General features: G+C 71.5%; 17 protein-coding genes and 1 pseudogene. 11 read left to right on the plus strand and 7 right to left on the minus strand.

Going from position 1 to position 20769, the window contains the following annotated elements; genetic code table 11:
- The first annotated feature begins 39 nt into the window (after positions 1–39).
- Positions 40–696, plus strand: a complete 657-nt coding sequence (locus OIB37_RS09690; RefSeq protein WP_330457135.1) for an MBL fold metallo-hydrolase — start codon at positions 40–42, stop codon at positions 694–696.
- A gap of 38 nt (positions 697–734) precedes the next feature.
- On the opposite strand, the gene aroQ is transcribed toward OIB37_RS09690, so the two are convergent.
- Complete coding sequence (aroQ, locus tag OIB37_RS09695; RefSeq protein WP_330457136.1) at positions 735–1208, minus strand: type II 3-dehydroquinate dehydratase; 474 nt, start codon at positions 1206–1208, stop codon at positions 735–737.
- A gap of 211 nt (positions 1209–1419) precedes the next feature.
- On the opposite strand from aroQ, the gene OIB37_RS09700 reads away from it, so the two are divergent.
- Complete coding sequence (locus OIB37_RS09700) at positions 1420–2694, plus strand: MFS transporter (RefSeq protein ID WP_330457137.1); 1275 nt, start codon at positions 1420–1422, stop codon at positions 2692–2694.
- A gap of 73 nt (positions 2695–2767) precedes the next feature.
- On the opposite strand, the gene OIB37_RS09705 is transcribed toward OIB37_RS09700, so the two are convergent.
- The 3 genes from OIB37_RS09705 to OIB37_RS09715 form a co-directional block, all read right to left on the minus strand.
- Complete coding sequence (locus OIB37_RS09705; RefSeq protein ID WP_330457138.1) at positions 2768–3868, minus strand: calcium:proton antiporter; 1101 nt, start codon at positions 3866–3868, stop codon at positions 2768–2770.
- A gap of 99 nt (positions 3869–3967) precedes the next feature.
- Positions 3968–4969, minus strand: coding sequence for a TerC/Alx family metal homeostasis membrane protein (locus tag OIB37_RS09710; protein ID WP_330457139.1), 1002 nt, complete (start codon positions 4967–4969; stop codon positions 3968–3970).
- 321 nt (positions 4970–5290) lie between these two features.
- The gene (locus tag OIB37_RS09715; protein ID WP_330457140.1) at positions 5291–5869 is read right to left on the minus strand and encodes a TerD family protein; all 579 of its coding nucleotides are present in this window, start codon (positions 5867–5869) and stop codon (positions 5291–5293) included.
- A gap of 320 nt (positions 5870–6189) precedes the next feature.
- On the opposite strand from OIB37_RS09715, the gene OIB37_RS09720 reads away from it, so the two are divergent.
- The 5 genes and pseudogenes from OIB37_RS09720 to OIB37_RS09740 all read left to right on the plus strand — a co-directional run bounded on the left by OIB37_RS09720 (position 6190) and on the right by OIB37_RS09740 (position 12524).
- Positions 6190–7176: a hypothetical protein gene (locus OIB37_RS09720; RefSeq protein ID WP_330457141.1), complete on the plus strand. Its 987-nt coding sequence runs from the start codon at positions 6190–6192 to the stop codon at positions 7174–7176.
- Positions 7173–9251, plus strand: a complete 2079-nt coding sequence (locus OIB37_RS09725) for a hypothetical protein (RefSeq protein ID WP_330457142.1) — start codon at positions 7173–7175, stop codon at positions 9249–9251. Before OIB37_RS09720 ends, OIB37_RS09725 begins: the two co-directional genes overlap by 4 nt.
- The gene (locus OIB37_RS09730) at positions 9248–10195 is read left to right on the plus strand and encodes an AAA family ATPase (protein WP_330457143.1); all 948 of its coding nucleotides are present in this window, start codon (positions 9248–9250) and stop codon (positions 10193–10195) included. Before OIB37_RS09725 ends, OIB37_RS09730 begins: the two co-directional genes overlap by 4 nt.
- Before the next feature lie 52 nt (positions 10196–10247).
- Positions 10248–11597 (plus strand): annotated as a pseudogene (locus tag OIB37_RS09735) (SAV_2336 N-terminal domain-related protein); the annotation flags it as partial.
- Positions 11598–11930: 333 nt separating this feature from the next.
- Positions 11931–12524 carry a TerD family protein gene (locus tag OIB37_RS09740; RefSeq protein WP_330461806.1) on the plus strand — a complete coding sequence of 198 codons (594 nt, stop codon included), beginning with the start codon at positions 11931–11933 and terminating at the stop codon, positions 12522–12524.
- Between the two features lie 49 nt (positions 12525–12573).
- Here the strand turns inward: OIB37_RS09740 and uvrB are convergent, their stop codons facing one another.
- Both uvrB and OIB37_RS09750 read right to left on the minus strand, forming a co-directional pair.
- Positions 12574–14721 carry an excinuclease ABC subunit UvrB gene (gene uvrB, locus OIB37_RS09745; protein ID WP_330457144.1) on the minus strand — a complete coding sequence of 716 codons (2148 nt, stop codon included), beginning with the start codon at positions 14719–14721 and terminating at the stop codon, positions 12574–12576.
- A gap of 40 nt (positions 14722–14761) precedes the next feature.
- Entirely contained in the window at positions 14762–15640 is an 879-nt protein-coding gene (locus tag OIB37_RS09750) for an MHYT domain-containing protein (RefSeq protein WP_330457145.1), read from the minus strand.
- 279 nt (positions 15641–15919) lie between these two features.
- Here OIB37_RS09750 and OIB37_RS09755 point away from each other — a divergent pair, with 279 nt between their 5' ends.
- The 4 genes from OIB37_RS09755 (at position 15920) to OIB37_RS09770 (ending at position 19426) form a co-directional block, all read left to right on the plus strand.
- Positions 15920–16789, plus strand: coding sequence for a glycerophosphodiester phosphodiesterase (locus tag OIB37_RS09755; protein ID WP_330457146.1), 870 nt, complete (start codon positions 15920–15922; stop codon positions 16787–16789).
- 55 nt (positions 16790–16844) lie between these two features.
- Complete coding sequence (locus tag OIB37_RS09760) at positions 16845–17399, plus strand: methylated-DNA--[protein]-cysteine S-methyltransferase (RefSeq protein ID WP_330457147.1); 555 nt, start codon at positions 16845–16847, stop codon at positions 17397–17399.
- A 192-nt stretch (positions 17400–17591) separates the two neighbouring features.
- Complete coding sequence (locus OIB37_RS09765; protein WP_330457148.1) at positions 17592–18500, plus strand: pseudouridine-5'-phosphate glycosidase; 909 nt, start codon at positions 17592–17594, stop codon at positions 18498–18500.
- Positions 18485–19426: a carbohydrate kinase family protein gene (locus OIB37_RS09770; RefSeq protein WP_443058133.1), complete on the plus strand. Its 942-nt coding sequence runs from the start codon at positions 18485–18487 to the stop codon at positions 19424–19426. The genes OIB37_RS09765 and OIB37_RS09770 overlap by 16 nt, the downstream gene beginning before the upstream one ends.
- A gap of 384 nt (positions 19427–19810) precedes the next feature.
- Here OIB37_RS09770 and OIB37_RS09775 read toward each other — a convergent pair whose 3' ends face one another.
- A complete protein-coding gene (locus OIB37_RS09775; RefSeq protein WP_330457150.1) occupies positions 19811–20605 on the minus strand; it encodes a methyltransferase in 795 nt (264 codons plus the stop codon).
- Positions 20606–20769 lie beyond the last annotated feature (164 nt).

A 20769-nucleotide genomic window follows, 5' to 3' on the forward strand; every position in this document is an offset into this window, starting at 1 on the left:
GCGGTCCGCCGGGCGCTCCCCCGCTATAGGCTGATCACCATGACGTACAGCGGAGAGGTCAAGGTCGGCGGACCGGCCGACGTGCACGAGCTGAAAGACCTGATGATCACGAAGGTCGCGGTCGGCCCGATGGACAACAACGCCTATCTGCTGCGCTGCCGGGCCACCGACGAGCAGCTCCTGATCGACGCGGCCAACGACGCGCACGCGCTCCTCGGCACGATCGGCGACGACGGCATCGCGGCCGTCGTCACGACGCATCAGCACGGTGACCACTGGCAGGCGCTCGCCGACGTCGTCGCGGCCACGGGCGCCCGTACCTACGCCGGCCGCGAGGACGTCTCCGGCATCCCGGTGCACACGGACGTCCCGGTGGACGACGGCGACGTCATCAGGGTGGGGCGGGTGGAACTCACCGCGCGCCATCTCGTCGGGCACACCCCCGGCTCCATCGCCCTGGTCTACGACGACCCCCACGGCCATCCGCACGTCTTCACCGGCGACTGCCTCTTCCCGGGCGGTGTCGGCAACACGCACAAGGACCCCGAGGCGTTCGCCGAGCTGATCCGCGACGTCGAGACGAAGATCTTCGACGTGCTGCCGGACGAGACCTGGGTCTACCCGGGACACGGCAACGACACCACGCTGGGCGCGGAGCGACCGCATCTGCCGGAGTGGCACGCGCGCGGTTGGTGAGCCCGGTCGGTGGGCGCGGTCGGTGCGCGCGCCGGGCGCTACGCCTCCGCCCGCGCCGCGCCCAGCAGCGTGGCGACCCGCTCGACGCCGAACACGTACCCCTGCACCCCGCAGCCCGCGATCACGCCGTCGGCGCGCAGGGAGACGTACGAGTGGTGCCGGAACGACTCGCGCTGGTGGATGTTGGAGATGTGGACCTCCAGCACGGGCATGCCGTCGCAGGTGTTGAGCGCGTCCAGGATCGCGATCGAGGTGTGGGAGTAGGCGCCGGGGTTGATGACGATCCCGCAGTGGCCGAGGCGCGCCTCGTGGATCCAGTCCACCAGCTCGCCCTCGTGGTTGGACTGCCGGAAGTCCACCGTGCCGCCGTACACGGCCGCCGCCTCGGCACACAGCGCCTCCACGTCGGCGAGCGTGTCCCTGCCGTAGATCTCGGGCTGGCGCTGGCCCAGGAGGTTCAGGTTGGGCCCGTTGAGGATCATGATCGGGGCGCTGGCCAGGGTGCGGGGCACGGTTCCTCCGGTCCGTTCGGTGCGGTGCGTCTGCGACCGCTGCTCGGACCCGGTCTATCACGGTGCGTGCGGCGCGTGTCCGGCCGCGTGCGCCGACCACCCTGGTGTGCGCCGCGCCCGCCGTGATCACCTCCGCGCGCCCCCGTAACTGCCGGTCACTGTGGGTAGTTGACGCGACATGCACCGTGTACGCACCGTAAGGGCACCTTCCATGGCCAGGCTGGCGGGCGCCTCGCTCGCCGGGACCGCGATCGAGTTCTACGACTTCTTCGTCTACGGCACCGCGGCTGCTCTCGTCCTGGGGCCGCTGTTCTTCCCGACGTTCTCGCCGATGGCGGGGACGCTGGCGGCGTTCGGGACGTTCGGGGTGGGGTTCGTGGCCCGGCCACTGGGCTCGGCGCTGTTCGGTCATCTCGGCGACCGGCGCGGCCGGCGCCCGGTGCTGGTCCTCTCGCTGCTGCTGACCGGCGCGTCCACGGTCGCGGTGGGGTGCGTGCCGTCCTACGGCACACTCGGCATCGCCGCCCCCGTGCTGCTGCTGGTCCTGCGGTTCCTGCAGGGACTGGGGCTCGGCGGGGAGTGGGGCGGCGCCGTGCTGCTGACCGCCGAGCACGCACCGGCGGAGCGGCGTGGCCTGTGGTCGTGCTTCCCGCAGGTGGGACCCGCGCTGGGCTTTCTGCTCGCCAACGGGATCATGCTCGCCCTGTCGGCCTCGCTGTCCGACGCGCAGTTCGCGCAGTGGGGCTGGCGGGTGCCGTTCTGGGCCGCCGGGGCGCTGGCGCTGGCCGGGCTGTGGCTGCGCTCCTCGCTCACCGAGAGTCCCCGCTTCCTGGAGATCGACGACCACGCGCGCGTGCCGCTCGTGGAGGTCGTACGGCACCACGGGCGGCTGGTGCTGCTGACGGCCGGAGCGCTGGCCGCCGGGTACGCGGTGTTCTACGCGGTGACGACCTGGTCCCTGGCGTACGCGACGGAGCGGCTCGGGGTCAGCCGTACCGTCATGCTGGTCTGCGTCATGGCCGCCGTGGTGGTGCACGGAGCGCTCACCCCCCTCATGGCGCTGCTCGGGGACCGGTACGGGCGACGCCCCATGTGCATGACCGGATGCGCGGCGTGCGCGCTGTGGATGCTGCCGATGGTCGCGCTGCTGGCGACCGGCGAGCCCCTGCTGATGTTCGTCGGCATCCTGGGCGCGCTGATCGCCTTCGTCACGATGTTCGCGGTGATCGCCGCGTATCTGCCGGAGCTGTACGAGGCCCGGGTGCGCTGTACGGGGGCCGCCGTGGGCTACAACCTCGGCGGGGTGTTCGGTGGCGCTCTGACCCCGATCGTGGCCACGGCGCTCGCCGAGCACGGCGGGCGCGTTCCGTGGGGCGTGGGCGTGTATCTGACAGGGATGGCCCTGCTGAGTCTGGGCTGCTTCGCGCTGCTCCCGGAGACGCGGCCGGTTCCCGTGCCCCCGGCGGTGGAGCCGGCCACGGGCTGAGCGGGCCACGGGCTGAACGGGCCACGGCCTGAGCGCGTGGTCGAGGCGGGCCGCTCCGGAGGGGGCCGAGCGGCTACGGGTTGACCGCCAGTTCCAGATAGGCGGCGAACAGCACCAGGTGGACACCGCCCTGAAGGGGCGTGGCCCGGCCCGGCACCACCGTCAGGGAGCTGACGACCACGGTCAGTGCGAGCAGCAGCATGTCGGTCGCGCCGAGGCCGAGGACGAGCGGTCCGGACAGCCAGACGGAGGCGAGGGCGACGGCGGGGATGGTCAGGCCGATGCTGGCCATCGCGGAGCCGAGCGCGAGGTTGAGGCTGGTCTGCACGCGGTCGCGGCGGGCGGAGCGCAGGGCGGCGATCGTCTCCGGCAGCAGCACGAGCAGGGCGATGATCACACCGACGACCGCTTGGTGCAGGCCGGCCGCCTGCACGCCGGACTCGATGGTGGGTGACACGCCCTTGGCCAGGCCGACCACGCCGACCAGCGCGAGACCGAGCAGGCCGAGGCTGGTCCACGCCGCGCGCGCGGAGGGGGCCGCGGCATGGCCGTCCGCGGTGATCACCTCTCCCTGCCGGGTGATCGGCAGGAAGTAGTCGCGGTGCCGCACGGTCTGCGTGGCCACGAACAGGCCGTACAGGACCAGTGAGGACAGCGCCGCGAACGTCAGCTGCACGGTGGAGAACTCCGGGCCGGGCTTGCTGGTGGTGAACGTCGGCAGCACCAGGCTGAGCGTGGCCAGGGTCGCCACCGTCGCCAGGGCGGCACCGGTGCCCTCGGGGTTGAACACCGCGGTGCCGTGGCGCAGGGAGGCGACGAGCAGACAGAGCCCGACGACACCGTTGCAGGTGATCATCACGGCGGCGAAGACGGTGTCGCGGGCCAGGGTGGAAGTCTTGTCGCCCCCGTCGGCCATCAGGGTCACGATCAGGGCCACCTCGATGACCGTGACCGCGATGGCCAGTACCAGGGAGCCGAAGGGCTCACCGACGCGGTGGGCGACCACCTCGGCGTGGTGCACCGCCGCCAGGACGGCCCCCGCGAGCACCAGGCCCATCAGCCCGACGACCGCCCCGGGCTGCTCACGTCCCCACGTGAAGATCAGCAGGACGATCGCCAGCACCGGCACCGAGAACGTCCAGTGCGCGGCGAGCGACCCGAGCCGAGTGATCATGGGGCGATCGTGGCAGACGCGTGCGGGCTTCGCATTCCGCCCTTCCGGGATCTCCCGGGCGTGCCTCCGGGAGATCCCGGTCGCTCTTCCGGGGACCGCTCAGACGTCGACGCTGTTCTTCGAGGCGCCCTCGCGGCCCGTGTGCCCCGCCTCGGCGGCCGCCTGCTTCCTGGACGCCACGAGGCTGGTGACGGTGGTGACGACCAGGACGGCGCAGATCACGCCGAGGGAGACCGGGGTGCTGATCTCGGGGACGTGGACACCGGACTCGTGCAGCGCGTGCAGCAGCAGCTTGACGCCGATGAAGCCGAGGATGACCGACAGGCCGTACGACAGGTGGACCAGCTTCTTCAGCAGGCCGCCGATGAGGAAGTACAGCTGCCGCAGGCCCATGAGGGCGAAGGCGTTGGCGGTGAAGACGATGTACGGGTCCTGGGTCAGGCCGAAGATCGCGGGGATGGAGTCCAGCGCGAAGAGCACGTCGGTGGTGCCGATGGCGAGCATCACGACCAGCATCGGGGTCATGACCCGCTTGCCGTTCTGCCGGATCCACAGCTTGGTGCCGTGGTACCGGTCGGCGACGCCGAACCTGTGCTCGACGGCCTTCAGCAGCTTGTTCTCCTCGTACTCCTCGTCGTGCTCCTCCGCTCGCGCCTCCTTGATCAGCTTCCAGGCCGTCCAGATCAGGAAGGCCCCGAAGAGGAAGAACACCCAGGAGAAGCCGGCGATGATCGCGGCTCCCGCGGCGATGAAGGCGGCCCGCAGGACCAGGGCTATGAGGACGCCGACGAGCAGGACGCGCTGCTGGTACTGCGAGGGCACCGAGAACTTCGCCATGATCAGGACGAAGACGAAGAGGTTGTCGACGCTCAGCGACTTCTCGGTGATGAAGCCCGCGAAGAACTCCCCGGCCGGCTGGCCGCCGCCGAACAGGAGCAGGCCGAGGCCGAAGAGACCGGCCAGGGCGATCCAGACGACGGTCCAGATGCCCGCTTCCTTGACCGAGACGTCGTGCGGCTTGCGCCCGATGAAGAAGTCGATGGTGATCAGGGCGGCGAGGCCCACGATGGTGAGGACCCACAGGGTCAGGGAGACGTCCACAGCACCTCCGGCATGTCGAAACGGCCAACACTTCAGCGTTGTCGCTGCCGGAGGTCTCTTCCACCCGGGACGGGCCGGCGTCCCGGGATCCGCTTCGATCCGTACTGACGGGTGCGCCGCATTCAGGGAGTACTCCCCTCCGCACGGAAAACAGTACCCGATCACCAAGAAAAGGTAAAGAGGAAAGTAAAGGATAGTCCAAATTACCTGCTCAGAGGCTTTTACCTGTGCTTGACTCGACCGCGACCCGTCTCAGATCCCGGCTCGGCCGCCCACGGATCCGGGACACCGTCCGCCCACCGGGACCCGGACACCGTCCGCCTACAGATGGGGCACGATCGCCGGGGCCAGATCCTGGATCGTCCGGCCGTGACCGGGTTCGCCGATGGCCTGCATGCTCCAGCCGTCGCCCTGCCGGGTCACCTTCGCCATGATCTGAGCCGTGGCCGAGCCGCCACCGGTGAGGGTGTAGCGGGCCAGTTCCTGGCTGGTGCTCACGTCGACCAGCCGGCAGAACGCGTTCTCCACCTCGGCGAACGTCTGTCCGCTGAAGGAGTTCACCGTGAACACGATCTGGTCGATGTGCGCCGGGACGCGCTGGAGGTCGACCATGATCGACTCGTCGTCACCACCCCGGCCGGCGCCGCCGACCAGATTGTCGCCGGTGTGACGGACGGACTCGTCGACGCTCACGAGATGGCGGAACCAGACGACGTCCACCACTTCCTTGCCGGTGAAGAGGACGGCCGAGGCATCCAGGTCGACCTCGCGGGTGCGGCTTCCGAAGAGGCCGCGGCGCTGGGCCGCCTTCCATCCCAGGCCCATCCGGACCGCGGTCAGCGTGCCACCGCCGGACTTCTGGAGACTGACGGCCTGCCCCTTGGACAAGTTGACGCTCACGCGGGTCCCCTCCTCTGCCGTGTCGTGGGCTCGGCACCCCGACATCCGGCGATCTGTGCGCTTTGCGTTCACCTTATGAGCGAGGGCCCCGGACATCACCATCCGGTGGAAGTCTTTGTGGCAAGTCTGCGACACAGCCACCCACGCCCGGCCCCCTGGTCGGGTCACCGACCGGCCCGCCGCCCCGAGCGCACGGCATGCCCCCGTCGAAAGCGCTGAACGGGCAGCCCCGGCACCTCTCCGCCTCTACGCTTCTGTCGGCGATCCGATCAGGAGCAGTCGCACGGTTGTGGGTGCGACACGGGGGCGACGGGGGTGCGATGAGACCTCGGCTGGTGTTCGTGCACGGGATCGGCGGTCCACGGGACGCCGCGGCGGAACTGGCCGCCTGGACTGGCGCGCTGGCGGCGGGAATGCGCGCCGCGGGTCATTCCGCGGTGGCCGACGGTCTGTCGAACGGCGACGTCGACTGCCGCTTCGTCCACTACGCCGATCTCTTCCGGCCCGCGCAGGCCCAGGGCTCCGCGGTCGGAGTCGAGGACGAGGACTCCGCGCGGCTGCTCCTCGAACTGCTCGACGAGGTTCTCGCCGGCCTCGCCGGGTCGCTCCCGGACACGTCTGGTTCCGAGCACGACGCGCAGGTGACCCGGGTCCTCTCCCACGCGCGCCTGCAGACCGCCCCGCAGGCACAGGAACAGGGCACGATGGCCGGGGCGCGCCGTGCCCTGAACGCGGCCACCACCGTGCTGTCCCTGCGGATGTTCCGTGGCCTGGGGCAGTGGACCGCCCCGAAACTCATGGTGCGCGACCTGGGTCAAGTGGCCCGTTACGTAGCCCGCTGTGAGGCCGACGAGTCGGGGACCACCCTCGACGCCCGCATCCGGAACCGGGTGGCGCGGGAGCTGGGTTCCTCCGCCACGGTCCTGGTCGCCCACTCCCTGGGCAGTGTCGTCTCCTGGGAGACCCTGCACGAACACGCCCCGCGGATCCGGCTCCTGGTGACACTGGGCTCGCCGCTCGGCATGCGGACGGTCGTGTGGCCGAGGCTGGTGCCCCGGCCGCAGCGCACTCCCGAAGGGGTGGACGCGTGGCTGAACTTCTTCGACCACGACGACCCGGTCGCCGTACGCCCCCGGCTGGAGGAGGATTTCGGCCCCAACAGCGCGCGGGTGCTGCCGGTCAGCAGGAGGGTCGACTCCGTGGGCTTCTGGGTCCACCCGGCCAGGCTGTACCTGGAGCAGGCCGCCGTGGCCGGCCCGGTCGCCGAGGCGCTGCGCGCCGCCGCGGCCACCGCAGAAGAGCGATGACCCCGGCCTCGCTGCCCCCACCGCGCCACCTGCTGGTGATCGGGGCCCAGTGCGCCGCCATGGGATACCTCGACCGGCTGACGGAATCGGCCACGCTGCTGCACGGCGTACTGTCCGAGCCGAGCCTCGGAGGCTGTGTTCCGGGCCTGCCCGACGGCCGTTCCCTGCTGCTGGGGGAGGGCCTGACGGCCGAAAGCGTCGTGGGGGACGTGCGCGCCGCGTACCGCTTCGCGGGCGAGCGCGGAGCCGTCCTCGTACTGGCCCTGCTCGGACACGGCTTCGTCCCGGGGACCACGAGTTCGCTCTACTACATGGCCGGCGACTCCCGGCCCGAGGAGCGCGACCACGCCGTCGAGGTGGGCCCGCTGCTGCGGGACGCGGCCGACCGGGACGGCGTGCACGGGGTCGTCTGCGTCGTGGACACCTGCCACGCCGGCGGTGCGATGCCCGATTCCCGGGAGCTGGCGGCCGGAGTGCGGGGCGGCAGCGCGCGGCTGGCGGTGCTGACCTCCTGCGGGGCCGCCCAGCCGGCCATCGATCTCAGACTCTCCCGGGAGCTCGCCGATCTCCTCCAGCGGGGCGATGCCGAGGGCGGCCGCTTCATCGACATCGGTACGGCCGCCCGCGCGCTGCGCAGCCGGGTGCTCGGCCAGAACGTCGGGTTCCAGGACTGGGACGGTCACCCGTTCGCGCGGGAGCCGTTGTGGCTCGTGCCCAACACCCGGCATCCCGAGCACTCCACGCCGCGTTCCGGCGCCCTCGGGCCGCGTGCGCGGGAGGAGCTCGCCGCCGCCCTCGCCGCCCTGGAGCCGCCGATCGCCCACGGCCGGCTGCCCGCCTCGGTCGACGACGCCACGGACCTGCTCGGCATCCTGACCGCCCGGCCCGCCGACCCCATGACCCAACGGGCCGTGCGTGCCGTGAAAGGTGTCGTCATCGCCTTCCGCACCATGGCCCTGCTGTCCGACTGGCTCGGCGGCGAGGTCACCACCGCACATCTGCGGCGGGCGCTCGGTGCCGTGCTCACGGCCGAGGCGCAGCGTCCGACGGCAGTGCCCCGGCCCACCCTCGCGGAGGCCGTCGACCATTTCGTCCACGAGTTCCCGGTCACCGATCCGGACTGTCTGCGCCGGCTCACCCGGTTCGTGGTCCTGCTGGGCACGGAGGCCGGGCAGGACCCCGCCGATCCCGTCGTCAAACGCTGGGCCCGGTCCGTCGACGCCTCCGTCGCGCTCAACGACGCGCTCGACTTCGCGCGTGAGCTGCGCGACGACCGGCTGCTCAGCCTGGTGGTCAGCCTGCACGCGTCGCTGACCGGGGACTGGCCCGACTCGGTGGACGCGTGGCTGCTCCAGGACGGTGCCGTGGTCGGCCACGAACAGTACGGGACACCCGATGCCGACCAGGCGCGGGTGGAGGAGGTGCTGGACGAGGCGGTGCTCTGGGCGGAGGAGGAGGCCCGGGAACGGGGCTTGCGGCTGCACCGGATCGACGTCGCGCTGCCCGCCGCCAGACTGCTGGACTGGCATCCCGAGGAGACCGGCCTGGGCGTGTGGCTGGGCCACCAGTTCGCCGTGGTCCTCCACTGGAGCGGGCGGCTCGCTCCCACCCGCCCGCTGCGACGGCTGCACAACGTGGTGAAGGACCGCTGGGAACGCATGCTGGGCTGCACCACCGGCGTACCCGTGGACTGGCTCGACCGGCACACCGTACGCGACCCCGAACTGCTGCGCGGCGAACTGCGCAAGGGCCGGTACGCCAGGGGCATCGGGCTGCTGTACCACCCGGCAGGCGACGAGGCGCTGATGGAGACGCTGCTGTCCTACACGCCGGTGTTCTTCTGGCCTCGGCGCGACAGTCACCATGCCGCCGGGCGGGACTGTCTCGACCAGTACTGGCCGACCATGCCCATGGGCCTGACCCACGCCTACCGGCGGCGCTGGCTCGGCGACGACGGGGAGCCGGTCGCCGACCTGCGGGCCGTGTGGGACAGCGGGGAGTGGCTGGCGTTCTGCCAGAGCATCTCCCAGCGGGTGCCGCCGGCGGAAACCTGTCCCGGCAAGGAGGAGACATGACCTGGAACACGTTCTACACCGGTACCGGGGAACCCCGTCCGCACACCTGGCTGCCTCCCGCGCCGCCCTGGCGGACGTTCCCGCACCGGCCGTCCGGGGATGTCTTCCAGCCTCCCGAAGGACTGACCGACGCCGTCAACGCCGCGCTGTGCCTGCGGCGTCCGCTGCTCATCACCGGCCCGCCGGGCTCCGGCAAGTCGACGGTGATCGAGCAGGTGGCCCTCGAACTGGGCCTCGGGGCGGTGCTGCGCTGGCAGATCACCTCCCGCAGCACCCTGGCCGACGCGCTCTACCGCTACGACGCCCTGGGCCGGATCCACGCCCACCGGCTCGCGCAGGACCGTCACGACGCCCCTGGCTCGCCGGACGACATCGCCGCCTTCCTGCAGCTGGGCCCGCTGGGTACGGCCCTGCTGCCCACCCGCAGGCCTCGCGCCCTGCTCATCGACGAGATCGACAAGGCCGATCTCGACCTTCCCGGTGACCTCCTCGACGTGCTGGAACGCGGCGAGTACACCGTCGTCGAACTGCTGCGCGAGAATCGGAGGGCGGCCGAGGTGCGCACCTGGGAACCGGAGGTCGTGCACGGCATCGAGAACGGCCGGGTCCGCTGCACGGAGTTCCCGTTCATCGTCATGACGAGCAACGGTGACCAGGAGCTGTCGCCGGCCTTCCTGCGCCGCTGCGTCCGCTACACCATGCCTGTTCCCACGGTGTCGCTGATGCAGGCCGTGGTGCGCCGGCATCTGGGCCTGGAGGTCCGTGAGCAGAGCCCCGAGGCGGATCTCGTCCGGGAGTTCGTCGAGCGCGTGGCGGCGGGCGAGACGGTCGCGGTCGACCAGTTGCTGAGCACCATCCATCTCCTCAACGGCACCGCGGTGACCGATGCCGCCGAACGGGAGCGTGTGAAACGGCTGCTGATGAAGGACCTCTCACGTGCCTGATCCCGGGTCCGCGGGAGCGCCGGGCGACGCGCTGGCGAGCGTCGTCCGGGCGGTGCTGCGCGCGGATCCCGGGCGGGACGCGCTGGGGCTCGCGGAACTCCTGTGGCTCGCCGGGCTCGGCTCGCCCCCGCCCGCGGCGGCCCCCGAAGCAGCTCGGAGCTTCCCCGGCGCGCTCGCACCCCCGTGGAAGGCACCCGGCGCCGACACGGGCCCCGCCGCGCTCGCGCCCGCACCGGCGGAACCCGACGCGAGCGACGAGACGCCCGACGCCGAGGACGAGGGGGTCCCCGAACGGCCCGTCGCGGTCCCCGGCCACCAGCGGCTCCTGAGGGAACGTGACCTGTCGCGCGCGCTTCGTCCGTTCAGGCGGAGGTGGCCGCACGGCCGCCTCCGCCACCTGGACGTCGACTCCACCGTGGCGGAGTACGGCCGTACCGGCGAGCTCTCGCCCGTGTTCTCGCCCGCGCCGGAGCGCTGGTTCGATCTGACGCTGGCCGTGGACCGCAGTACCTCCATGTCCGTCTGGCAGGAGACGGCCGACGAGCTGGGCCGCCTGCTGGCCTCCCTCAACGCCTTTCGTACGATCCGGATGCTCACGTTCGACGCCGACCTGCCCGCTCCCGCGCTGCGTCACCACGTCGCACGTCCCGCGCACGGTGCCCAGCTCTCCGGTCCGGCGCGGCCCGGGCCGCGCGGGCTCGTCCTCGTCTTCTCGGACTGCACGGCCCGCGCGTGGCGGAGCGGGCACCTCTGGGAGCGGCTGCACCAGTGGGGGCGCAGGAGCGTGACCACCCTCGTCAACCCGCTTCCCACGCGCATCTGGCGGCACGTGGGCGTGGACCTCTCCGCGGTCCGGGTCACGTCTCCGGGGGTACCGGGAGCCCCGAACGGCGGGCTGCGCTTCCGGGCTCCGCCCCGGGCGGGGGGACTGCCGGTACCGACCGTCACCCTGTCGGCGCAGCCGCTCGCGCGCTGGGCACACACACTGATGCGGTGCAGTCCGGTCGGGTGCGACGCGCTGCTGGTGCCCGCGTCCGGCGGACGGGCCGTGGAGCGGTGGGAGGCGCCCGCCGAGGCGGACGGTGTGCGGGAGGACGGGGACGCGCTGGCGAAGGCCTTCCACAACCGGGCCTCGGCCGCGGCGGCGCGGCTGGCCGTGCTGTGCTCGCCCTTTCCGGAGTTCGGTATTCCGCTGCTGCGGCTGATCGCGGAGGAGCTCGTACCCCGTGCCACGGAGTCCGACCTGGCGGAGTTCCTCGTCGGCGGGCCCGTCGTCCCCGGCAAGCGGCCCCCGGCCGGCGACGCGGAATCGGCGTGGGTGCGGTACCGGCCGGCGGCCCGGGAGCACTTCATCTCCCTGCTCAGTTCACGCGAGGCGTGGCAGCTCTACGACGTGCTGACCCGGGCCGTGGCCCGCGGTCCCGTGCTGCGGACGCGTCCGCGGGGTACCGGGCGGCTGCCGGGCGGGAGTTCCTGGGCGGCCCTGGCGGGCGGGGCAGCGCTGGCGGAGGCGCCGGCACAGGTGCTGAAGCTGCTGGGGATCGTGCTGGCTCAGGAGCAGGCCGAGGCGCCGGCCGAGAACCTGGCCGGCCAGGCCGCGGAGAGCGACGGGGCCGAGGGCCCGGTCGACGACGCGGTCGAAGGTCGGGCCGAAGGCGCAAACCCCGCCGAGGGTGCGGCGGAGGCGGGCCCTACCGGTGAAGCCGACGAGGAGCGTTTGACCGAGGACAGGTACGTGACGGTCTCAGACGGGAGGTCCGTCACCCTGCGCCGGGGGGAGACGATCAGCCTGACGCAGGCCGGGATCAGTCCCCGGAGCGCCATCCGCATCGAGACGAGCTGGACCTGCCGTCGCCGTCGTGGTCTGTTCCGGAACCGCAGCGAAGAAATCGACATGGACGTCTCCGCGGTGCTCTTCAGCGAGAGGCAGCCGGTGGACGTGGTGTTCTTCCGTCACCTCCTCAGCGACGACGGGTCCGTCCGGCACAGCGGAGACAGTCTCGACTCCTCCCGCGCCGGCACCGGCACCGAGTCGCTCCTCGTCGACCTTCGCCGCGTCCCCGTGCACGTCGACGCCATCGTCATCACGCTGAACTCCTTCACCGGCCAGTCGCTCGCCGTGGTCGAGAGCGTGACCCTCGGTCTCGTCGATCTGGATCGAGAACACGAGACGGCCGTCTATCCCCTGGCCGGAGGCGGCACACACACCGCGTGCATCCTGGCCAGACTCAGCCGCGCGGGAACCGATTGGTGCTTGACGGCCCTGGGGATCCCGGCGAGCGGCCGCACGTTCCAGGACCTGATGCCGGCGATACTGCCCCTCCTCTAGCGGGCGGCGGACCCGGCGAAGCCACACCGGTCCGCCCCCGCCCGCGCGTCTACGCGAGGCCTGCCTCCCGCATCTGCCGCAGTTCCTTCTTCATCTCGGAGACCTCGTCGCGCAGCCGGGCCGCGATCTCGAACTGCAGCTCGGCGGCGGCGGCGCGCATGCGCTCCGTCATCTCCTCGATCTGCTCGGCGAGTTCGGCCGCCGGACGGTCCGTGGGCACCGCGCCGGCCGCCTTGCCCTTGGCGGACTTGCCGGCCTTCGTGCCCTTGGCCGCCTTGTCGCCGAGTGACGGAACGGGAGACTTGGCCCCCTTGCCGTCCTTCAGCTTGCGGTATCCGGAGCCCAGCAGTTGTTCGGTGTCGATCTCCTCGCGGGCGATCTGCGCGACGATGTCGTTGATCTTCTTGCGCAGCGGCTGCGGGTCGATGCCCTTGGCCTTGTTGTACGCGACCTGCTTCTCCCGGCGCCGGTTGGTCTCGTCGATGGCCTTCTCCATCGCCGGGGTGATCTTGTCGGCGTACATGTGGACCTGGCCGGAGACATTGCGCGCCGCGCGGCCGATGGTCTGGATCAGCGAGGTGCCGGAGCGCAGGAAACCCTCCTTGTCGGCGTCCAGGATGGCCACCAGGGACACCTCGGGCAGGTCGAGGCCCTCGCGCAGCAGGTTGATGCCGACCAGGACGTCGAACTCGCCGGAGCGCAGCTCGCGCAGCAGTTCCACACGGCGCAGGGTGTCGACGTCGCTGTGCAGATAGCGCACCTGGATGCCGAGTTCCAGGAAGTAGTCGGTGAGGTCCTCGGCCATCTTCTTGGTGAGCGTGGTGACCAGGACGCGCTCGTCCTTCTCGGTGCGCTTGCGGATCTCGTGCACCAGGTCGTCGATCTGGCCCTCGGTGGGCTTGACCACGACCTCCGGGTCGATCAGGCCCGTCGGGCGGATGATCTGCTCCACGACGCCGTCACCGCGCGACAGTTCGTAGGCGCCCGGGGTCGCCGACAGGTAGACGGTCTGCCCGGTGCGCTCCTGGAACTCCTCCCACTTCAGGGGCCGGTTGTCCAGCGCGGAGGGCAGCCGGAAGCCGTGGTCGACCAGGGTGCGCTTGCGGGAGGCGTCGCCCTCGTACATGGCACCGATCTGCGGGACGGTGACGTGCGACTCGTCGATGACGAGCAGGAAGTCGTCCGGGAAGTAGTCGAGCAGGGTGTTGGGCGGGGAGCCGGGCGCGCGGCCGTCGAAGTGCATCGAGTAGTTCTCGACACCGGAGCAGCTGCCGATCTGGCGGAGCATCTCGATGTCGTACGTGGTGCGCATCCGCAGGCGCTGGGCCTCCAGGAGCTTGCCCTGCTTCTCCAGCTCGGTCAGGCGCTCGACCATCTCCTTCTCGATGTCGTTGACGGCCCGCTCCAGGCGCTCGGGGCCGGCGACGTAGTGAGAGGCGGGGAAGACGTACAGCTGCTGGTCGTCGCTGATGATCTCGCCGGTGAGCGGGTGGAGCGTGGACAGCGCCTCGATCTCGTCGCCGAACATCTCGATGCGGACGGCCAGCTCCTCGTAGACCGGGAAGATCTCGATGGTGTCGCCGCGGACCCGGAAGGTGCCCCGGGTGAAGGCCGTGTCGTTGCGCGTGTACTGGATGTCGACGAAGCGGCGCAGCAGGTCGTCGCGGTCGATCTCGTCGCCGACCCGCAGGGGGACCATGCGGTCCACGTACTCCTGCGGGGTGCCGAGGCCGTAGATGCAGGACACCGAGGCGACCACCACGACGTCACGGCGGGTGAGCAGCGAGTTCGTCGCCGAGTGGCGCAGGCGCTCGACCTCCTCGTTGATCGAGGAGTCCTTCTCGATGTAGGTGTCCGACTGCGGGACGTACGCCTCGGGCTGGTAGTAGTCGTAGTACGAGACGAAGTACTCGACCGCGTTGTTCGGCAGGAGCTCGCGGAACTCGTTGGCCAGCTGGGCGGCCAGCGTCTTGTTCGGCGCCATCACCAGGGTGGGGCGCTGGAGCTTCTCGATCATCCACGCGGTGGTGGCGGACTTGCCGGTGCCGGTCGCGCCCAGCAGGACGACGTCCTTCTCACCGGCCTCGATGCGCTTGGCCAGGTCGGCGATGGCCGCCGGCTGGTCGCCGCTGGGCTGGTAGGAGCTGACGACCTCGAAAGGCGCCACCGTGCGTTCGATGTGGGAAACGGGCCGCATGGGATCCACCGTACGACCCCGCACTGACAACCGGCCCGGGTCAGCGGTTCTGCGGGGTGCGGGAGGCCAGGGAGCCGGACCGGCGGAGCGGCCCGCGGCCGGCGTCGAGGGCGGGGTGACGGTCCTGGTGGTAGGCGACGGCGGCGGCGGGAACACCCGGCTTGTCCTCGGCCGGGGTCCGGGGCGGCCGGCCCGTGATCACCAGCGGGTCGAACACCATGACGACTCCGGCGAGGATCAGGAAGGCCAGTGGTCCGATCAGCATCGGCGCGAGCACGGCGGTCGGTGAGCCGGCCGTGGTGGTTCCCGGGGTGCCGTGCAGGTGGACGGTGAGGGCGGCCATACCGGTGTAGTGCATGCCGCTGACGGCCAGGCCCATGCCCAGGCTCGCTCCGATGCTCCACACGAAGCCGCGGACGTGTCCGGCTGCCCAGAGGGCGCTGGTGGCCGCCACGACGGCTATGACGACGGAGGCGCCCACGGTGACCGTGTTGTACGCGAACCGCCCGTCGAAGTGCATGCTCGCCATGCCGAGGTAGTGCATCGAGGCGATGCCCAGACCGGTGATCGTGCCGCCGGTGAAGAGGGGGGTGCCGGTGGCGCCCCGGTAGCCGACGATGAATATCCCCACGCCCACCATGACGATGGCCAGGCCGAGGCTCGCGTAGGTCATCGGTTCGTCGTAGTGGATGGGCGCCTTCTGGATGCTGAAGCCCATCATGGCGACGAAGTGCATGGTCCAGATGCCGGAGCCGATCGCGGCCGAGCCGAGCGCCAGCCACGCGGGCCGCCAGCGGTCCGTGACCAGCAGGGACCGGGTGGTGCAGCGCAGGCCGAGGGCGCCTCCGAGGCAGGCCATGAGAAAGCCGACCAGAGGGGTGACCACCCCGTAGCTGAATCCGTCGACCGTGCCTTGCATGCGCGGCTGCCCTTCCGCTTTCGTGCGTCCCGGAATATCCGGGATGTACCCCCGTCCCAGGACCGCGAAGGCGGTCTGGGTTGTCGCTGAGAGTATGACCCCCACCGGATTGGTCGAACGATTTTCCGGCAAAGAAACACGGCCTTGCCCCAGTTGTGCGGCACTGGTGAGCGGAGTTGGACGCGGACGTTCATTCTGTGGTCGTCCTGCGCGTGCGTGTCCCCGGTCCGCTGCGGACAATCTGATGCTGTCGGTATTCGTTCGACGCGAGGAGTACGCATGCACGCGCGTGCCGCTGCTGTCACGGCCACGGCGATCCTGGGCACCACGGCCCTGCTGTCCCCGGGTTCCGCCGCCCGGGCCGGCGAGACCGGCGCACCCACGGTGGTCGCACACCGCGGCGCCTCCGCCTACGCTCCCGAGAACACCCTGGCCGCCATCGACAAGGCCGCCGAGCTGGGCTTCACCTGGGTCGAGAACGACGTCCAGCGCACCAAGGACGGCAGGCTGGTCGTCATCCACGACGACAGCCTGGCGCGCACCACGAACGTCGAGGACGTCTTTCCGGGCCGGGCGCCCTGGAAGGTGAAGGACTTCACCGCCGCCGAGATCGCCCGGCTGGACGCGGGCGGCTGGTACTCCCCCGCGTACAGGGGCACGCGCGTGCCGACACTGGAGCAGTACATGCGCCGGGTCGAGCGCAACCACGAGAAGCTGCTCCTGGAGATCAAGAACCCCGAGCTGTACCCCGGTATCGAGCAGCAGACCCTGAAGCTCCTCGGCAACGAGAACTGGCTGGACCGGCGGCACCTCGGACGGCTCATCGTGCAGAGCTTCAGCGCGCGGAGCGTGCGGACCGTGCACGACCTCAAGCCCGCTGTCACCACCGGCTTCCTGGGCAGTCCGCCGGTGTCGCAGCTGCGGCAGTACGCGCGCTTCACCGACCTGATCAATCCCTCGTACGGGTCGGTCTCCGCCGGTTACGTCTCCGCCGTGCACGCCGTCACGGGTCCGCATGCCAGGCGGCTCGGGGTGTTCGCCTGGACGGTGGACGACGCGGCCACCGCCCGGAAAGTGAAGGGTTACGGCGTCGACGGCGTCATCAGCAACAAGCCCGACGTGGTGCGGGCGGCGCTGGGCGCGCGGTGAGCGGTGCCCCTCGGCGGCGGGCGGCGCTGTCAGTGGCGGGTCGTACGGTGGGCCCATGGACACCCATGGGCAGGACGAGCGGCGGGTCGTATGGGCCGTCGTGGGCACCGGCATCGGCCCGCTGCTGCTGGCCGCCACACGCGACGGGCTGGTCAACGTCGTCTTCCACGTCACCGACGCCGTGCGCGAGCGGGCGCTGGAAGGGCTGTCGGCCCGGCTGGGCGCCGAGCCCGTCGAGGATCCGGGCTCACCGCTGCTCGCCGAGGCGATACGGCAGCTCGAGGAGTACTTCGCCGGGCGGCGCCAGGCCTTCGAGCTGCCCCTGGACTGGTCACTGATCTCCGGCTTCAACCGGCAGGTGCTGCGTGAGCTGGCCTCCGGCGTCCCGTACGGCACGGTGGTGGGATACGGCGATCTGGCCGGACGGGTCGGCCGGCCGGCCGGGGCGCAGGCGGTGGGCGCCGCGATGGGTGCCAACCCGCTGCCGGTCGTCGTGCCGTGCCACCGGGTGGTGGAGAGCGACGGTGGCATCGGCGGATTCGGGGGTGGTCTGGAGACCAAGCGCAAGCTGCTCGCCCTGGAGGGTGTGCTGCCCGAGCCGCTGTTCTGAGGGTCCGGACACCGCAGCCGGCCGTACCCGGCCCGTACGCGCCGGGTACTGCCGGCTGCGCGCGGGGGGGGCTGGGACGGGACGGCGACGGGCTGCGCCGATGTCGCCGTAGGGGGCGGTGGCGTTTAGCCGGGCTCAGGGCCCGCCAGAGATCCAGAGGTGAGTACGGACCGACGGACAGGAGGCGGGCACATGGTGCTGGTGATGTCGCAAGAGGTCCGGGAGGCGCTCGGGGCGGGGCGGCCCGTGGTGGCCCTGGAGTCCACGATCATCGCGCACGGGCTGCCGCGTCCGCACAATCTGCGGGTGGCGCGGGAGCTGGAGGACGTGGTGCGGCGGGAGGGTGCCGTGCCCGCGACCATCGCCGTGCTGGACGGGCGCCCGCACATCGGGCTGGACGGGGAGCAACTGGAGCGGGTCGCGAACGAGGACGGCATACGCAAGCTGGGCCATCGTGATCTGCCGTTGGCCGTGGCGACGGGGGCGAGCGGGGCGACCACGGTCTCGGCGACCGCGCACCTCGCGGCGCTGGCGGGCATCCGGGTGTTCGCCACGGGCGGGCTGGGTGGTGTGCACCGGCAGTGGACGGTGACGCAGGACGAGTCGGCCGACCTGGGGCTGCTGGCGCGGACGCGGATCACCGTGGTGTGCGCGGGGGTGAAGTCGGTCCTGGACGTGCCGGCGACCCTGCAGCGGCTGGAGACACTGGGCGTGGCCGTCGCGGGGTACGGCACCGGGCGGTTCCCCGGCTTCTATCTGTCCGACTCCGGGTATCCGGTCGACTGGACGCTGCGCGACCCGGAGCAGGTGGCGGACGTCATGCGGGCGCAGGACGCGCTCGGCGCGCGGGAGTCGGCGCTGATCGTCGCCAATCCGGTGCCTGAGAAGGAGCAGCTCGATCCCGCTCTCCACGCGCGCGTGCTCGCCGGCGCGCTCGACGCCTGCGACAAGAAGGGGATCACCGGTCAGGCCGTCACCCCCTTCCTGCTCGACCACCTGGTCCGGGAGACGGACGGCGCGTCACTGAGGGCCAACCTGGCGGCGGTGCGCGGCAACGTGCGGCTGGCGGCGCGCGTCGCCGTGGCGTGGGCGCGGGGGTGAGCACGGGCCGGGCAGGGGCGCTGCTGGTCGTCGGGGACGTCATCACCGATGTCGTCGCGCGGCACCGGGGCCCGCTCGCGGCGGGCACCGACACCGCCGCCGCGATCCGGACGCTGCCGGGTGGCGCGGGTGCCAACGTGGCCTGCTGGGCCGCCGACGCGGGCTGCCCGGACGTGCGGCTGCTGGGACGGGTGGGCGCGGACACGGCACGCTGGCACGAGCGGGAGCTGGCCGCGGCCGGGGTGCGGCCCCGGCTGGTGGTCGATCCGGAGGCCGCGACCGGCACGGTGATCTGCCTCGTCGACACGGGGGCCGCGGCCGAGCGCACCTTCCTCACGGACAGCGGAGCGTCGCTGCGGCTCGAACCCGCCGACTGGTCGGACGCGTTGCTCGACGGGGTCGCCCGGTTGCATCTGTCGGGCTACCTGCTGTTCTCGGAGCCGAGCCGGGCCGTCGCGGGGCTGGCGCTCGCGGCGGCACGCGCGCGTGGGGTTCCGGTCAGCCTGGATCCGGCGTCGGCGGGCTTTCTCCTGGGCCTGGGGATGGACCGTTTCCTGGCGTTCGCGGAAGGGCTGGACGTGCTGCTGCCCAGCCGGGACGAGGCCTGCCTCCTGACCGGGCTGTCCGACTGGGCGGACGCGGCGGCCAAGTTGAGCCGGCTCGTCCCGTTGGTGGTGGCCAAGTCCGGTGCGCGCGGGGCGCTGGTGGCCCGGTCGGGGTCCGTGCTCGCGCGCGTTCCGGCCGCACCGGCGACCCCGCGGGACACCACCGGTGCCGGTGACGCCTTCACCGGGGCGTTCCTCGCCGCGCTGGTCGCGGGCGCGGATCCCGTGGCGGCGGCGGAACACGGGTGCCGGGCGGGAGCGCGGGCGGTGGAACAGGTGGGCGCCAGACCACCGCGTCCACGCGCGGGCGAGCAGGCCTGAGCAGTTCGGAAAGAACTGAAGAACTGGAGGGCAGGTTCCAGGCCGTGTCCGCGACGTGGCGCCAAGTCTGCCCGCAGGGCGGGGGTGTACGCGGGCGAGTCCGGCAACATGGCTGGGGTTGCCCCCTGCTCGTAGAGCTTGGGGGAGTGCGTGCCAGACGCCGCAAGGCTGGGGGCACCTCCCACGCCCTTGAGGCAGTGGGGGAGGGACTTCGCGGACAGAACATCTAGGGGTGTCGTTTGGATCAGGTCGGATCAGGCCGCGGCGTCCGGTGCGGTGCATCGCAAGGTGGAGGATCTGCCGCGTACTGGACCGGCTGATCCGACAACGCGGCGAGGTGCCGTGCCGGGCGTCGCGGACCCGAGCTGATCCAAACGACACCCCCTAGCCCTTGCGGCCCCATGCCGAGATCATCGGCGCGGTGGCCAGGTCCATGCCGCCCGCTTCCACGTGGGCCAGGTGACGGTCGATCTCCTCGTCCGTGGCGAGGCCGGCGGTCACGAGCCGGTCGCGGATCTGGCGGACCGTGGCGGACTCCAGGGCGGCGCAGGCGGGTGAGGTCATGGGGAAGTAGGCATCGGCCTCCACCTGGCACAGTCCGGCCTCCCGGAGCAGGCGCGGGAGTTTGCGGCCGTAGGCCAGATCGGCGCCGCGGTCGGCGAGGAGCTTGCGGAAGCCCTGCCTCAGCCGGTTGGCGAGTTGCTGCTCGGGGCCGTGCTCGTCGGGGCAGATCAGCGGCTGCAGGGCGGGGTCGGCGTCCTCGATCAGCAGCCGTCCGCCGGGGCGCAGCGCCTTGATCATCGTTCGCAACGCGCGTTCCCGGTCCGGCACATGGACGAGGACCAGCCGGGCGTGCACCAGGTCGAACCCCTCCCCCGGCGGCTCCTCCGCGCCCACGTCGTGGGCCCGCACCTCAACCGGGGGCCGGGCCACGGCGGCGAGCCGCGAGGTGTCGATGTCGGTGGCGACGACCTTGCCGGTGGGACCGACCTTCTTGGCGAGCCAGGACACCACCGAGGTGCCGCCGGCGCCGACCTCCCAGCAGCGCCAGCCGGGGCCGAGTCCGAAACCCTCGAGGTGCCGGAAGGTCGTGGGATCGAAGAGCGAGGCGAAGGCGTCGAAGCGCTCCCCCGCCTCGTTCTGCTGGTTGTCCAGAAGGTAGCCGTTGGATCGCGTCATGCGACGATCATCCCAGTCGCCCCGTCGGCCGGAAGCCGCCGACGCTCCGTCCACAGACGGGAACAAAGCGGAACTTGCTGTTCCCACAGGCTTACCCATGCTTTGCGCCGGGCTGGCACACTGACCGGGCACGGCGCGAAAGCGTTGCACGGGGAGTTCCACGC

Source organism: Streptomyces sp. NBC_00820 (assembly GCF_036347055.1).
Taxonomy (GTDB): Bacteria; Actinomycetota; Actinomycetes; order Streptomycetales; family Streptomycetaceae; genus Streptomyces.